General features: G+C 58.9%; 15 protein-coding genes. 7 read left to right on the top strand and 8 right to left on the bottom strand.

Annotated features, from left to right (window positions below):
• Nucleotides 1-53 precede the first annotated feature (53 nt).
• Nucleotides 54-1,718 (bottom strand): mechanosensitive ion channel family protein, encoded by a 1,665-nt coding sequence (locus AC5S27_RS19585; protein ID WP_493936245.1) that lies wholly within the window; start codon nt 1,716-1,718, stop codon nt 54-56.
• 215 nt (nt 1,719-1,933) lie between these two features.
• On the opposite strand from AC5S27_RS19585, the gene xylB reads away from it, so the two are divergent.
• Nucleotides 1,934-3,409 carry a xylulokinase gene (gene xylB, locus AC5S27_RS19580; RefSeq protein ID WP_493937339.1) on the top strand — a complete coding sequence of 492 codons (1,476 nt, stop codon included), beginning with the start codon at nt 1,934-1,936 and terminating at the stop codon, nt 3,407-3,409.
• Between the two features lie 39 nt (nt 3,410-3,448).
• On the opposite strand, the gene AC5S27_RS19575 is transcribed toward xylB, so the two are convergent.
• From AC5S27_RS19575 to phoU, 3 genes are all read right to left on the bottom strand, one after another.
• Nucleotides 3,449-3,886, bottom strand: coding sequence for a type II toxin-antitoxin system VapC family toxin (locus AC5S27_RS19575; protein ID WP_493936244.1), 438 nt, complete (start codon nt 3,884-3,886; stop codon nt 3,449-3,451).
• 22 nt (nt 3,887-3,908) lie between these two features.
• A complete protein-coding gene (locus tag AC5S27_RS19570) occupies nt 3,909-4,175 on the bottom strand; it encodes a type II toxin-antitoxin system Phd/YefM family antitoxin (protein ID WP_493936243.1) in 267 nt (88 codons plus the stop codon).
• 111 nt (nt 4,176-4,286) lie between these two features.
• Complete coding sequence (gene phoU / locus AC5S27_RS19565; RefSeq protein WP_493936242.1) at nt 4,287-4,958, bottom strand: phosphate signaling complex protein PhoU; 672 nt, start codon at nt 4,956-4,958, stop codon at nt 4,287-4,289.
• A gap of 193 nt (nt 4,959-5,151) precedes the next feature.
• On the opposite strand from phoU, the gene AC5S27_RS19560 reads away from it, so the two are divergent.
• A complete protein-coding gene (locus AC5S27_RS19560; protein ID WP_493936241.1) occupies nt 5,152-5,790 on the top strand; it encodes a flavin reductase family protein in 639 nt (212 codons plus the stop codon).
• A gap of 2 nt (nt 5,791-5,792) precedes the next feature.
• Here the strand turns inward: AC5S27_RS19560 and AC5S27_RS19555 are convergent, their stop codons facing one another.
• Nucleotides 5,793-6,995 carry an MFS transporter gene (locus tag AC5S27_RS19555; RefSeq protein WP_493936240.1) on the bottom strand — a complete coding sequence of 401 codons (1,203 nt, stop codon included), beginning with the start codon at nt 6,993-6,995 and terminating at the stop codon, nt 5,793-5,795.
• Nucleotides 6,996-7,265: 270 nt separating this feature from the next.
• Between AC5S27_RS19555 and AC5S27_RS19550 the strand changes: the two genes are divergently transcribed.
• Nucleotides 7,266-7,844: a YceI family protein gene (locus AC5S27_RS19550; protein WP_493936239.1), complete on the top strand. Its 579-nt coding sequence runs from the start codon at nt 7,266-7,268 to the stop codon at nt 7,842-7,844.
• Nucleotides 7,845-7,944: 100 nt separating this feature from the next.
• Nucleotides 7,945-8,526 carry a MarR family winged helix-turn-helix transcriptional regulator gene (locus tag AC5S27_RS19545; RefSeq protein WP_493936238.1) on the top strand — a complete coding sequence of 194 codons (582 nt, stop codon included), beginning with the start codon at nt 7,945-7,947 and terminating at the stop codon, nt 8,524-8,526.
• On the opposite strand, the gene AC5S27_RS19540 is transcribed toward AC5S27_RS19545, so the two are convergent.
• The 3 genes from AC5S27_RS19540 to AC5S27_RS19530 all read right to left on the bottom strand — a co-directional run bounded on the left by AC5S27_RS19540 (nt 8,489) and on the right by AC5S27_RS19530 (nt 11,205).
• Nucleotides 8,489-9,244, bottom strand: a complete 756-nt coding sequence (locus AC5S27_RS19540) for a response regulator transcription factor (RefSeq protein ID WP_493937338.1) — start codon at nt 9,242-9,244, stop codon at nt 8,489-8,491. The genes AC5S27_RS19545 and AC5S27_RS19540 overlap by 38 nt on opposite strands.
• 29 nt (nt 9,245-9,273) lie before the next feature.
• Entirely contained in the window at nt 9,274-9,633 is a 360-nt protein-coding gene (locus AC5S27_RS19535; RefSeq protein ID WP_493936237.1) for a PilZ domain-containing protein, read from the bottom strand.
• Nucleotides 9,634-9,927: 294 nt separating this feature from the next.
• Entirely contained in the window at nt 9,928-11,205 is a 1,278-nt protein-coding gene (locus tag AC5S27_RS19530) for a hypothetical protein (protein WP_493936236.1), read from the bottom strand.
• 242 nt (nt 11,206-11,447) lie between these two features.
• Here AC5S27_RS19530 and AC5S27_RS19525 point away from each other — a divergent pair, with 242 nt between their 5' ends.
• The 3 genes from AC5S27_RS19525 (at nt 11,448) to AC5S27_RS19515 (ending at nt 13,743) form a co-directional block, all read left to right on the top strand.
• Nucleotides 11,448-12,236, top strand: coding sequence for a hypothetical protein (locus AC5S27_RS19525; protein WP_493936235.1), 789 nt, complete (start codon nt 11,448-11,450; stop codon nt 12,234-12,236).
• A 154-nt stretch (nt 12,237-12,390) separates the two neighbouring features.
• Nucleotides 12,391-13,212, top strand: a complete 822-nt coding sequence (locus AC5S27_RS19520) for a hypothetical protein (RefSeq protein WP_493936234.1) — start codon at nt 12,391-12,393, stop codon at nt 13,210-13,212.
• Nucleotides 13,213-13,215: 3 nt separating this feature from the next.
• The gene (locus AC5S27_RS19515) at nt 13,216-13,743 is read left to right on the top strand and encodes a hypothetical protein (protein WP_493936233.1); all 528 of its coding nucleotides are present in this window, start codon (nt 13,216-13,218) and stop codon (nt 13,741-13,743) included.
• Nucleotides 13,744-13,757: the final 14 nt, after the last annotated feature.

Here is a 13,757-nt window from a genome sequence, read left to right as displayed (position 1 = left end):
TATTGTCTCCTGTTTAAGCGATTGCCGTCGGGATCATCTCGCGCTTGCCCAGCTTAGGGCTTGGTGAGCTTGCTGATGACGTTGCCAATCTCTCCCAGGCCAACACGAAACGACGGAGTCACGTAGTCCTTCGCCACGTAGTCATCGGGGATGGCAATGCGGTTGCCATCGCGCACCGTAGCGTAATGCGGAGACATGATCTCAACCCCCGCCTCGTTGAACTTATCCTGAATATTCTTGTGCAGTTCGGAATAAGTAACCGCCATGCGGCCAGGCTGATCCGTGTATGCATTCAACTCGTAGTGCACATAGAAGTCATCGAGCGCCGTCTGCAGGATGAAAGGTCGCGGCTCCGCGAGGACGTTCTCCGTTGCCCCCGCAGCATCGATCAGCAGCTGGTGAATCTGCCGCCAGGGCGCGTCGTAGCCAATGGTGACCTCGGTATGAAGGATCAGGCCATGCTGCTTCGCGGACGCGCTGAAGTTGATAATGTGGCTGCCCAGCACCATCGAGTTGGCAATCGTAATCTCCACATTCTTGATGGTGCGGATGCGCGTCACCAGCAGCGAGACTTCAATGACGTCACCGACAGTATCCGCAATCTGTACGCGGTCGCCCAGTTTGAAGGCGCGCATATACGTGAGGATGATGCCCGCAACAATGTTGGCAATCGCTGACGTAGAGCCCAGCGAAAAGAGCACGCCAATAAAGATCGAAACACCCTGAAACGCCGGCGACTTCGCACCCGGCAGGTAAGGGAAGACAACGATGACCGCCAGCACCAGGATCAGAAATCGAACGATCTTGAATGTAGGCTCTGCCCACTCGTGATGGAATCCGCCGAGTGTGATGGTCCCTTTGCCGATCTCATCGAAGATGACTCGCGTGAGCTTGACGGCGTAGTACGCGACCACCGCAATCACCAGGATGAAGAAGATATTCGGCAGGTAGTCGAGCAGAGTCTGGCCGACCATTTGCAGCGGCGAAAGCACATAACCCAGCAGCAGCCGCGCATAACCGCGTGTCCACGGAAAGAAGCCAAGCACCAGCGAGAGATACGCATAGATCAGCACTAGCGTAAGCACCAGGCGCAGTAGCCGGGCCAGTCCAATGGCAAAGTTAGCGATACGGTCAGCAGGCAGCAGTTCGAATTGCTGAATACGCAGCGAAGGAATGGCACTCGCGCGGCCGTCGTCGAGCTTGGCGTAGAGCTTGCGAAACAGAAAGCGGAGCGCGATCAAAACAAGCGTGAGGCCAAGCGTCGCGGCCAGCGCATAAATGCCGCCAAGCACAAGGCTCTTCACCGAGTACTCCTGTCGCAGCGTGAGCAGTGCGTTAGCAATGCGTTGCTTGTAGTCCGCGGCCAGCTCTTGACGGGTATGTCCGGCTGCCTTTGCATCCTGCTCGGTGACACTCATCAGCACCAGATCACCGGAGACAATATCGGTCGAACCATCGCCGTCGGCAACGGCCAAAGTCTCCGGCTTCGCGGTTACATCTTCTGACAGGTCCTGCAGACGCCGCGAGATAGCCGCAGCGCGCGCCTGTGCGGTAAAGGACAACACTCCCTGCACAGAGAAAAGCGTCTGCCCCTGGATCGTGACAGGCGCCTGCGGAGCCTGCTGGGCACCAGCTCCAGTCACAACGGCGAGAGCAAAGGCGAACGAAAGTACGCACATCCCGAACCCACGACGAAACTGCCGACCAATCGATCTCACACGATTCTCCGTTGCAGCTATCTTCGCTGAGAAGCTGACATTCTGTGCAGAAATTGCTGGCTGAGTGCATCCGAAGAGTAGCAGAGCGCAGCCAAGCGAGATGCAAAGCTTCTGTTCTTTGCTCCCATGCATCAACCCTGTTATGCTGGCCTCCGCACTGATAGCGTCGTTTAGAAAAGCGATTTACGAAGCAATTCAAGAGAGGTGGTTCTGTGATGTGGTTCCTCGGCATGGATGTGGGTACAAGCGGCACGCGAGCGGTTCTGGTGGATGAAAGCGGCAAAGTCGTGAGTTCCGCATCGGAAGAACACGCGCCATTCCGCACGCCCCACCCCGGCTGGGCAGAGCAAGACCCCGAAGACTGGTGGCGAGCCGCACAGATCGCGATCAAGGCAGCCATTGCCACCGCCCCCTCGCCCCATCAGCCCATCGGAGGCGTCGGCCTCACCGGGCAGATGCACGGAGCCGTCATGCTGGACAAGGACGGCATCGTCCTGCGCCCATCGCTCATCTGGTGCGACACGCGCACCCAGCCGCAATGCGATTGGCTGCACGCCACCATCGGCTATGAACGCCTCATCGAGCTCACCTGCAATCCCGCCCTGCCCAACTTCACCCTGACCAAGCTCCTATGGGTCAAAGAGCACGAGCCGGAGATCTTCGCCCGCATCGCCCACATCCTCTGCCCCAAGGACTACGTCCGCTTCCGCCTCACCGGCACCTACGCCATCGACGTGCAGGAGGCCAGCGGCACGCTGCTCCTCGACGTCACCCACCGCCGCTGGTCGTCGGAAGTGGCGGCAGCAGCCGGCATCCCCGAGAGCTGGCTTCCGCCCGTCTTCGAGTCCCAGGAAGTCTGCGCCAACATCTCCGCTGAAGCCGCCTTGCTCACCGGCCTCACCGCCGGGACGCCAGTCGTCGCCGGAGCAGGCGATCAAGGTGCAGGCGCGGTGGGCATGGGCATCCTCCAGCCAGGTTCAGTTTCAGCCACCATCGGAACCTCCGGCGTAGTCTTCGCCGCCACCGCCGAGCCCATCAAAGATCCCAAGGGCCGCCTGCACACCTTCTGCCATGCCGTTCCCGGCCGGTGGCACGTCATGGGCGTAACGCAATCGGCGGGCCTCAGCTTCCGCTGGCTCAAAGAGACGTTTTTCGCCGGCGCCAACTATGACGAGCTGACCGCCATCGCCGCCAAGATCGCCGCAGGCAGCAACGGACTCGAATGGGCCCCTTACCTGCTCGGCGAACGCACCCCGCACCTCGATCCAGAAGTCCGCGCAGCCTTCACCGGCATCTCGACCAACCACACCGCAGCCCACTTCGTCCGCGCCGTGCTGGAGGGCGTAGCCTACTCTCTCGAAGACACCTTCACGCTCTTCGCAGCGCTGGGTATTCCGGTCAGCGGCATTCGCCTCGGCGGCGGCGGCGCGCGCGGCCCACTCTGGCGTCAGATTCAGGCCAGCGTCTACGGCCACGCCGTCGAAGTGCTGACAGCGGAAGAGGGCGGAGCCTTCGGCGCAGCGCTCATGGCTGGCGTTGGCGCCGGAGCCTGGCCCGATCTGGACGCAGCCTGCGCCGCCGGAATCGCCGTAGCCGAGCGCATCGAGCCCGATCCAGCATGGGAATCCGCCTACAAAACGGGCTACCAGAAGTGGCGCAAGCTCTATCCCGCGCTTGCAACCCTGCGCTAGTCATTTCCACATTGTCGGTTACCCGTTGCCAGCGTCGAATCAACCGTCGTCAGGCGCCGCTGTCTTCCAGGGGTTCAACAAGAAGACCCCAGTGCCCTCAAAGTCGCTTACGTTCCGCGTCACCACAGTGAGCTTGTGAACCAGAGCAGTCGAAGCAAGAAATGCATCGCGCATGGGACGCGGATCAGGAACGTGAAGCCGGGCGCTGGATCGCACAACAGCGATGTCCACGGGCAGAATACGTCCCTCAAAGGCTGGCAGCACCACCGTCGTGAACCACGCCTGCAGCGCTGCCCCCTGCTTCGGATCGCGACGCTGCAACCGCAGCACACCGATCTCCAACTCTTCCATGGTCACAGCCGAGACATAGAGATCGTCTGCAGCCACCCGTCCAGCCCAATCTGAGACATGAGCGTCTGCCAGCCCAGCGCGGATCTTGCGCATCTCGGAAACCACATTCGTATCGAGCAGATACATCACGTCGCCATCACTTGCAGGGTCAGGACAGATCCGCAGACCTGGCTACTTCGCGGGAGCGGGGAATCAATGCGTCGAAGTCTTCGCCGGTATCCATTCCTTCCGGCATGGCCAGGAGGTCGATGACGCTCTTACCTTTGCCCGTAAGCCGTCGATATTCCTTGATGGAGAGCAGGACCTGAGCCGGCTCACCTCGGTCGGTGATGAAGACCGGACCATTCTCGGCAGCACGTTTCGCGATGCTGACATTCTGATTGAATTCGCGACTGGAAACCGTAGTGACCGGCATGGCTTCCTCCTGCCGCTTGAGAAATGTAGCGACGTTGCTACATTGTAGCATTGGACAAAAAAAGCCGCGCCAGTCGCATGCATGGCTGGCGCAGCTCTTTGTTGGGAAGGTTTAGTCCGAAGCCAGGCTCAACGCATGCCGCACATCCGCGCCCCGGATCCAGAAAATCACGTCCGTCGCGATATTGGTCGCATGGTCGGCAATCCGCTCCAGATTACGCGAGATCAGGATGCCGTTCAGCGCCTGCGGCGTGTGCCCGGGATCGCGCTGGATCAGCTCCAGCAGGTCCACCTGGGCCAGGCGGTTCATGCGGTCAATCTCGTCGTCCATCAGCCGGACAGAGTCAGCCACATGCGCGTTACCCTCCAGCAGCGACTGCAGCGCCGTGCGGATCATCCGGCTGGCGTACTCGCCCATGGCCGCAAAGTCCACCGGCAGATCAACTTCAGGCAGGCTCAGCACGTCGCGCGTACGGATGGCAATGCTCATCGACTGGTCGCCGATCCGCTCCAGATCGCCGTTGATTTTGATCACCGCGAGGATAAAGCGCAGATCGATCGCCATCGGCTGTTCCTTCGCCAGCAGCTCATACGCCATTTCGTCCAGCGCCCGATGCGCGGAGTTGATGGCGGTTTCGTTCTCGCTCACGTACTGGCAAAGTCCCGCGTCCCGTTGGAGATACGCATCCACCGAAGCCTCAACGGCCTGTTGGGCCAGCGCCGCCATCGCCAGGATTTTGTCCTTCAGCTCGGCGAGCTGTAATTGAAAGTGAATTCGCGGCACGGCGGTATCTCCCTCGGAAGCGCAATCTGGCAGCTTGAAATTCCGCCATACATGATTGTGCCTGATTCATTGTTATCGTTACGCAAATATCCGGGCCGTCATCTCGTCAGGTGCATCAAAACGGTCATCTCTCCGCATTTTCACCATTTTGTAAGACCAATTCGCCCCCGTGCGACCGTATTAAGCTGGATGCATGCCCTCGCCTTCCGACAGCGTCACTATGCTCAGCATTCATCCGGAAAATCAAAAAATCAGTGAGTTGTACAAGCTCATGACCGGCATCATCGTGCCTCGCCCCGTAGCGCTGGTCTCAACCATCGATCGCGAAGGCGTACCGAACGTGGCGCCGTTCAGTTTTTTCAATGGCGTGGGCGCGAATCCGCCGACAGTGCTTTTCTGCCCGACCCTGCGCAGCCGAGGAGATAACCGCAACGACACCCTGCGCAACGTAGAACAGACCGGCGAATTCGTCATCAATATCGTTTCGGAAGCTATCGCCGACGCCGCCAACGCCGCCGCAGCCGAGGTCGGCCCGGAGGTGGACGAGTTCCAGCTGGCAGGATTGACGCCGCTCGCCAGCGAAGTGGTCCGGGCCCCGCGGGTACTCGAGTCTCCCGCTCACATGGAATGCAAGCTCATGCAAATCATCTTCACCGGCCAGCAGGCCGGAGCCGGAGTCGTCGTGCTCGGCGAGGTGGTTCGCTTCCACGTGCAATCAGAGCTCTTCGACAACTTCCGCGTCGACCCCATCAAGCTCAACGCCGTCGGCCGCATGGCCGGCAACTCCTGGGTCAACACTCACGACATCTTCGAACAGCAACGGCCAAAATAGTCCTACCCCGCTTCCAGTTCTACCCCTCGGCTTTCCTTGCCAAACGCCGTAACGATGGCCAGCACCGTAGCCACAATCACCACCGTCCCCAGCAGCACCGGCGAGTAGCTGTGGAACCGCTTCTGCAACTCCACCTGGAAGACAGAATTGCGCGAGGTGATCAGGTTTCCCAGCTGGTAAGCCAGCCCGGGAAAGATCGCCCTCACCTGCGGCGGCGAAAGCTCCGTAAGATATGCCGGCACCACCCCCCACGCTCCCTGCACCATGAACTGCACCAGGAACGCCCCAACACCGATCATCAGCGGCGTACGGCCATAGGCAAACAGATACGCCACCGGAATCGACAGCAGCGCCGCCGTAATAATCGCCCGCTTCCGTCCCCATTTCTCCGACAACGTGCCAAAGACAAAACCACCCAGCAGCGATCCCACGTTGTAGATGATTCCAAGAATCCCGACAGTTCCCGCCGTGAACTTCAGCTCCTTCAGCAGAAACGTAGGGTAAATATCCTGCGTCCCGTGAGAAAAACTGGTGAAGGCAGTCATCAGCAGAATCACAAACAGAAACATCGGCAAATAACCGAGCAGACTGTGCCAGACCGGCGGCCCCGACCGCTTCAAAGCCTTATTGGCTCTGGCCTCAAGCCAGGCCGGCGATTCCTCCACCTTGCGCTCCACAAAGAAGGCCACCAGCGCCGGAGCCGCGCCCACGATGAACAGCCCACGCCATCCAATCCAGTGAAAGAGCGCGCCAAACGCCGCAGCGGCGAGCAGATACCCCACCGCATACCCCTCCTGCAGCAAACCGGAGAAGATCCCGCGACCCTCCTTGGGCAACGACTCGAATGCCAGCGCCGCCCCCACGCCCCACACCCCGCCCATCGCCACGCCGAACAACGCCCGCAGAATCAACAAGGAATGCAGCGAAGGCGCGAAAGCGCAGCTCAGCTCAATGGCCGAGTAAGCGATGATGTTCACGATCAGCGTAGGCTTCCGGCCAAACTTGTCGGCCATCGCGCCAAAGATCAGCGCACCCAGCGGACGAAACACCAGCGTCAGAAAAACCGCCTCCGCCACCGCCGAAACCTCAGCGTGGAACTCCGCCGCAATCGCCGGAATGCAGAAGACCAGCAGAAAAAAATCCAGCGAATCGAGCGACCAGCCCAGAAAGGAAGCCAGAAATGCATGGCGCTGAGCAGGTTTCAAACTGCGAAAGCTGGCTCCAATGGCGGAAAAGGTTCCCACAGACATACGCCGGAGCATACCAGACCACTCGCGGAGACTCGAACCCCCGAAGAAGATTTTGCCGTTCCTGATAATATTTGTTGCAACGACTATTCGATAGGCGCATCTTTATACGTGCAGCCTGAAACTGCCGGGAAGCACATTTGCCAGCCCGTTTAACGCAACCACCGGCAGCAACGCCGCACTTATCCAGAACACAAAGACTTCGACCCGAACTGAAAGGAATCACCCATGAAATTGATGAAACTCGCCTCCGCCGCCTCGCTCGTTCTCGCCGCTTCCGTAGCCTTCGCCCAGACCTCCACCTGGAAGTCCGACCCCGCGCACAGCGAAGTCGACTTCACCATCAAGCATCTCGCCGTTTCTAACGTCCACGGCCGCCTCGGCCACATCGATGCCACCATTGCCTACGACGAAAAAGACGTCACCAAGTCCAGCGTCAAGGCCTCGATCGACCTCAACGGCATCGACACCGGCGAGTCCGCCCGCGATAACCACCTCAAAAGCCCCGACTTCTTCGACGTAGCCAAGTTCGGCACCGCCACCTTCGTCAGCACCAGCGTCACCAAGGGCGGATCAGGCCTTCTCGTGGCTGGCAACCTGACCATCAAGGGCGTCACCAAGCCCGTAACGCTCGATGTCGAAGGCCCCGGCGCAACCGTTCCCGGCATGAAAAAGGAACTCCACACCGGGTTCTCCGCCACCACCACCATCAAGCGCGCCGACTTCGGCATCGGTTCGGGTTTCGGTAGCGCCGTCCTCGGCGACGACGTCAAGATCTCCATCGATCTGGATGTGATCAAGCAGTAATCCTTTTTCCATCACCGTCATCCAACAAGTGGTCTCCCGCGTCCTTGCTCCGGCAAGCGGCAGCGGGAGGCCGGATTGCAGCCGCAACAGGGGGACACACATGGCAACCTCACAGCATCACGAGCAAGCTCATCGGGTCCCAGCCGCTCCGGCCGTAACACCTCGATTTTCAAGTCCCCAGGAAGAAGCCCTGCTCAGCATCCTGCGCTCGGCAGACTGCCTGCAGCGCAATTTTCAACAGCGCCTCAAGCCCCACGGCCTCACCTCGACGCAATACAACGTCCTGCGCATTCTGCGCGGCGCCAGCCCCAATGGCCTCACCTGTTCCTCGATCGGCCGCATGATGATCACCGCCGAACCGGACATCACCCGGCTTCTCGCCCGCCTCAAAGCCCATAAACTCGTCCGTCAGGAGCGCGACCATCATGACCGGCGCGTCGTCTGGACCTTTATCAGCGAACAGGGCATGGAAACACTCACCGCACTCGATGGCATGGTGGAGCAGGCTCCGCGGGAGCTGCTGGGAGAGCTGAACTGTACTGAGGTTGCCGAACTCATCCGGCTGCTGGACAAGGCGCGTTGTTGTAGCATCAGCGCCGGTCCATCAAATCTATCCGCGAATCAATCCGGGGCAACGGCTTCCCCTAGCGGGAAGCCATCTTCGCCACGTTTGTCAGATTAGCTTCTTCTTCGCCATCACCCTGAATAATCTTGTGGTGCAAACAGTACAGAGCCAGCTCCAGGCGGTCCGAGACGCCGAGCTTGTCGTAAATCTTCCGTAGATAGTTCTTAATTACCTGTTCAGTCGTGCCCAGCTGATACGCGATTTCCTTGTTCCGCTTACCCTGCGTAATACAGGTAATAATCGCCATTTCCTTCGGCGAAAGCCGAGGTTGCGTCCGCGGGCTCACCAGTGCAGCCGCTTGGGAACGGTAGGCTTCAATCACCAGGTTGACCGACTGATTATCGATCCACGTTTCGCCGCCGGCGATCTTGCGAATGCATTTCACCAGCAGATCCGGCGAGATAGCGCGAGAAATAATCCCGCGTACGCCGCGCCGGTAAAGCTCAACCGTGTGGCTCTCGTCAGCATAAGAGGCTTGCACAATGATTTTGATGTTCGGAGCGAGCCGGAGAAGTTCAGGAATAGCGTTCGCCGTTCCCGTCAACATGCCGCCCTCAAGCAGAACCACGTCCGTAGGGTAGCGTTGCACGGCAGCATGTAGATTTTCGATCGAATCGGCCTGCGCGACAACCCGCACGTCGTCTTCCAGGGCGAAGACCTTACGGATTCCGACGCGATAGATCGCCTGCGAATCCGCGAGAATCACTCGGATCGCGCCTGGGTTGGCAACGGAATCGTTCACTTCACCCTCTGGAGAATCCTCCAGAGAATCCATCTTCATGACTGCCATATGTGCCTGTAGAGTTACTGATCTGAAAATCTGTACTCATCAATTGTCGCGGCGGTGTTGAACCCGGTTTGGCTTGGGTAACAGCGTACCACACGTCCTTGACAATGGACTAGTACATCGCGCGGCGTTCCCAGAATCTCCCCCGGCATGCGCAAGGAAAACTCAATCTGCGTTCCCGCCTGTACCGTCCGGTCCGTAATGAAGAGAACACCGCTGGCAGACACATTGCTGGTCACCGCCGTAAACTTTTCAACGTCCGTCGCTAGTACAACCGGTAGGCTGAGAGGGAACCTTACGGCGCAACGAACCTCTTGACGCGGAGGCGATGCGACGACAGCGGGTGAAACAGTTAACCCTGGGTTGGATGGATTCATATACCGCAGAAATCCCTTCTGGAAGCGTTACACCTACTGTACCTTAAAGTTGCTTCGAACCAGAAAACTCCAAAGTTTCTTTCACTTGCCCCAACACTACTGCCACGTCACCGCTTTCTCCTATACCCCGAAAGGGCCATCATCCAGCCTCCCGCTCGATGCTGAAATCGACCCAAAACTTTCTTATCAAGAGAAAACCGCGGTGTCCAACACCCTTTCGCGGCTTAAAAAACCGGCTTCGAAGACGGCCGCCTCTCAGTGGACAGCCCCAAAATTTTTCTCGACTCGATCCACTCAGCGCCAGAAAGCCGCCGAAGCACCCACCCATTCCTGGTTGCGGTTGTGGTCAACTCCCATCATCTTGCCGCGTCCCAGCCGAATCAGAGGGAGCACCGGCGACAGCTCTCCGCCATCCGGCCACAAGTAAAGGATGCGAATCTCCGCCTGCGTCAGCCCATGCGGCGTCTCGATCGTCGGCACAAACTGCATCCGCTGCTGCAGCAGATAATTACCTCGTTCTGTCTCCGGAATCGCCACCAGCTCCTTCCGGCTCGGGTCAAATTGGATTCCCTTGCCGGCAAAGGAGAACAGCGGCTTCAAGAGCAGGTCACTATAGATCGTTTCGCCACCCTCTCCCCCCGGTACCTCCACGCCGGCCGCGCGAAGCCGATCCGCCCCGTCTCCATGCAAAAAGTCCTCAAGGAACACCGCCGGCGGCACTACCGGATCTGCGCTGGCAGCGCCTGCCTCGGGCAGAGAGAGCCACGGCACTGCATATTTGCTGATCAGGAAATACCAGTTCGGATGCCCCGCCCACTCCACATCCCACGCATGGCTCAGGTCAAACGGCAGCTTGATCTGCCGCGCCATCATTTCGTCGGCGATCGCCCGGTTGTAGATACGATGGATCGGCACCAGCTCACCCGCGGCATTGCGATAGTGCAGCTTGTTCCCAACCGGAACCAGTGTTGCAATATCGACCACCGGAATTCCGAGCGCCTTGGACGTAAGCAGAAAATCCGGCAGCGTCTTCTGATGCATGGGGTCCACTTCGGTCAGAACCACGTTCTCCGGCGCATGACTCCCAAGCACCGTCTGACGAAGAAGCGACCAGAAACTCTCCTGGGTGTGCCCGCCGAGAAAAATGCCCAGCGACTCTGGAAGCTCGAAAACTTCCGCATACTCCTCCGCCAACATCACCTGGTAGGCGTACACCGAGGGAAACGCCTGGATCTCGACCAATCTGGGAACCAACTCGCCGGAAGAATCTCGAACCAGCGCAAAGTCGGCAGTCAGAAAATTGGGATGTTCTGACTCGCCTGCCACCTGAAAACCTTCGGGAATCGACGCCCGCGCCCCAGCAAGATACTCCGGCCACGCCAGCAGGCGGCGCGTCAGCGCTGCGCCCGCATTGGCGATCTCTTCGAGGAGGGTTTTAGGCAGAAAAACGGGTGTTTCCGCCACCCGAAATTCGATCGTGGTACCGGCGCGTTCGTTCAGGCGGGTAATCAACTCGCGGTACTTTTCCACCTGAAAATGCGAGTTATAAGAATTTCTTAACTCTACGATCAAAGTAACTCCTGACCATTTCCAAAGTAACTTGAAACTCTTGCACAGAAGTGCATTACCACGATTTTCCGATTAATGGAAGACGAAAACTCAACTTTTTCGCGTTTTTGCGACTTTTGTTGTACGACTCGGTCGCAGTTTAGGTTACTCTTTGCATAGATTTAAAGCTGGAGCCAACGATGACAAACAATGTTTCCCTTTTCCCTTCACGCGCGTTTCTGACCTTAGCACTTGCAGCTGGCGTTTTGACAACCTTTTCGCACGCTGCCACGACATCGTTTGGCCCTGGCATCCCCGCTCCCAAGCCCTCGACCGGTAGCTCCTTTGGCCCCGGCATCCCTGCTCCGAAGCCGTCCACCGGCAGCACGCTGGTAGCCTTCGGCCCGGGCATCCCTGCGCCTAAGCCCTCGACTGGCAGCTCCTTTGGTCCTGGAATCCCGGCTCCTAAGCCGTCGACCGGTAGCACGCTGGTAGCCTTCGGCCCCGGCATCCCTGCTCCCAAGCCGTCGACGGGTAGCTCTTTCGGTCCTGGAATCCCTGCTCCCAAGCCCTCCACCGGCAGCACCCTGGTAGCCTTCGGCCCTGGCATCCCCGCTCCGAAGCCGTCAACTGGCAGCTCCTTCGGTCCCGGAATCCCCGCTCCTAAGCCCTCCACCGGCACCACGCTGGTAGCCTTCGGCCCTGGCATCCCTGCGCCGAAGCCGTCAACTGGCAGCTCCTTTGGTCCTGGCATCCCTGCTCCCAAGCCGTCCACCGGCAGCACGCTGGTAGCCTTCGGTCCTGGAATCCCTGCTCCCAAGCCCTCCACCGGCAGCACCCTGGTAGCCTTCGGCCCTGGCATCCCCGCTCCGAAGCCTTCGACGGGCAGCTCCTTTGGTCCTGTAATCCCGGCTCCCAAGCCGTCCACCGGCAGCACCCTGGTAGCTTTTGGCCCTGGCATCCCTGCGCCGAAGCCCTCCACCGGCAGCACCCTGGTAGCCTTTGGCCCCGGAATCCCTGCTCCCAAGCCGTCCACCGGCAGCACGATCGCCTAGTCCTCGGCTAGCACCACATATATTGATAGGGAATGCAGAATCGATATTGATACCGATCCGGTCATCCTCCGCTTTAGTTGTAGCTTGACAAAAGCCACCGACTGCTAAACTCTTCAGTGAGAGAGTTTTCTCCGGACGACTCAGGAGGATGATCATGGTTGCGGCCACGGCGAACACATTCTGGCGCGATCATGGCGATTTTGTCCTCATCCTCATCTCTGCGATCGGCGAAGCTGTCTTTCTCGGCTTCATGGCAAAGCAGAAAGTCTGGCGGAAGTTTCCGGTCTTCTTCCTCTACATCCTGTGGGCATTTCTCGGTGACTGTGCGGCGATGTACCTCCAGGGACGCCTGACCGGCCGGGATTACTATAAGTTCTACGCACGGCAAAGCATGATTGACGCTGCAATTCAGTTTGCAGTTCTGGTTGAACTCGCCTGGTCTGTCCTGCGGCCCGTTCGTTCTTCGCTCCCGCGCAAATCGATCTTCATTGTTGCGCTTCTCATCGTCCTCGCCGGGCTCGCCATCTGGCCTTTGGCTGGTAAGACAGCGCCTGCCGGATACACCGGAATTGCGGCAACCACCTTCCATCTTGAACAAACAATTGGGGTTCTGCGCATTGTTTGTTTCTTGATCATGGCCGGTTTCAGCCAGCTTCTCTCGATCGGCTGGCGCGACCGCGAGCTCCAGATCGTTAGCGGACTCGGCTTCTATTCGATCGCCACCCTCATGATCACCCTGGGGCATTCGCAGCAGACAGGCGATGCGGACACCTTCCATTGGCTCGATCAACTCGCCTCGGCATGTTACTTCGGGACACTGTCCTATTGGGTGATGAGCTTTGCAACTAAAGAGCAAGAACGCAAAGAATTCAGTCCACAAATGCAGAATCTTCTGTTACAACTAGGTGGAGGCGCCCGTGCAGGAAGAATTGCACTGACCGACCTCCCTTCCGAACGCTCAAGGAACAAGGATTAAGCAATGCTTTTGTTTCTACAGATCGCAATCGTAAGCGCCCTGCTGGTGTACTTTGCCAAGTGGCGCCGGGCCATGCGTCGCCGCAACATCCAGAGTTGGGATGGCCTCTTGTGTCAGCTTCGCTCGGACTGGAGCGCTCGCGACCTCAGTTCGCAGTTCCTCTGGAAGGAAGGCCTCACCGCGACCACGGACGATATCTGGCAGCGGCTCGATGGACCGAAGGGCCTCTGGGCTATGTACCAGAATTCCCGAGTTCTCCTCGAGATGGCCGACTACGCCAATCGCAATATGCTGCCGGATGCGACACCGATCGATCCGATGCTCCTCGAAGCGCTGCGCAGCGACGCAATGCAGATTCGCCTCTGCGTTCTGATGGCCCTCGGCCAGTACGCGCTCAGCAAGGCCACCGCAGGCGTCAAGGTCAATGCTTATCGCGCTGCCGATATGTACAGCAGCATGGCCGCTCGTATGACCGCTCTGCTTCAGGATCACGCTGCAGTTGTTCTGCCCGATTTCGTAGCAGCAATGTAAGCGGGCAGCAACCA

Source organism: Acidicapsa borealis (assembly GCF_059115245.1).
The sequence above is the reverse complement of the archived record's forward strand: the minus strand, read 5'-3'. Positions and strand labels throughout refer to the sequence as shown.

What these genes read in the sequence shown, in the direction of transcription:
- xylB (WP_493937339.1), top strand. Translation starts at nt 1,934, where the DNA reads ATGTGGTTCCTCGGCATGGATGTGGGTACAAGCGGCACGCGAGCGGTT.
- AC5S27_RS19540 (WP_493937338.1), bottom strand. Translation starts at nt 9,244, where the DNA reads ATGGATTCTCTGGAGGATTCTCCAGAGGGTGAAGTGAACGATTCCGTT.
- AC5S27_RS19520 (WP_493936234.1), top strand. Translation starts at nt 12,391, where the DNA reads ATGGTTGCGGCCACGGCGAACACATTCTGGCGCGATCATGGCGATTTT.
- AC5S27_RS19560 (WP_493936241.1), top strand. Translation starts at nt 5,152, where the DNA reads ATGCCCTCGCCTTCCGACAGCGTCACTATGCTCAGCATTCATCCGGAA.
- AC5S27_RS19575 (WP_493936244.1), bottom strand. Translation starts at nt 3,886, where the DNA reads ATGTATCTGCTCGATACGAATGTGGTTTCCGAGATGCGCAAGATCCGC.
- AC5S27_RS19545 (WP_493936238.1), top strand. Translation starts at nt 7,945, where the DNA reads ATGGCAACCTCACAGCATCACGAGCAAGCTCATCGGGTCCCAGCCGCT.
- AC5S27_RS19535 (WP_493936237.1), bottom strand. Translation starts at nt 9,633, where the DNA reads ATGAATCCATCCAACCCAGGGTTAACTGTTTCACCCGCTGTCGTCGCA.
- AC5S27_RS19515 (WP_493936233.1), top strand. Translation starts at nt 13,216, where the DNA reads ATGCTTTTGTTTCTACAGATCGCAATCGTAAGCGCCCTGCTGGTGTAC.
- AC5S27_RS19570 (WP_493936243.1), bottom strand. Translation starts at nt 4,175, where the DNA reads ATGCCGGTCACTACGGTTTCCAGTCGCGAATTCAATCAGAATGTCAGC.
- AC5S27_RS19550 (WP_493936239.1), top strand. Translation starts at nt 7,266, where the DNA reads ATGAAATTGATGAAACTCGCCTCCGCCGCCTCGCTCGTTCTCGCCGCT.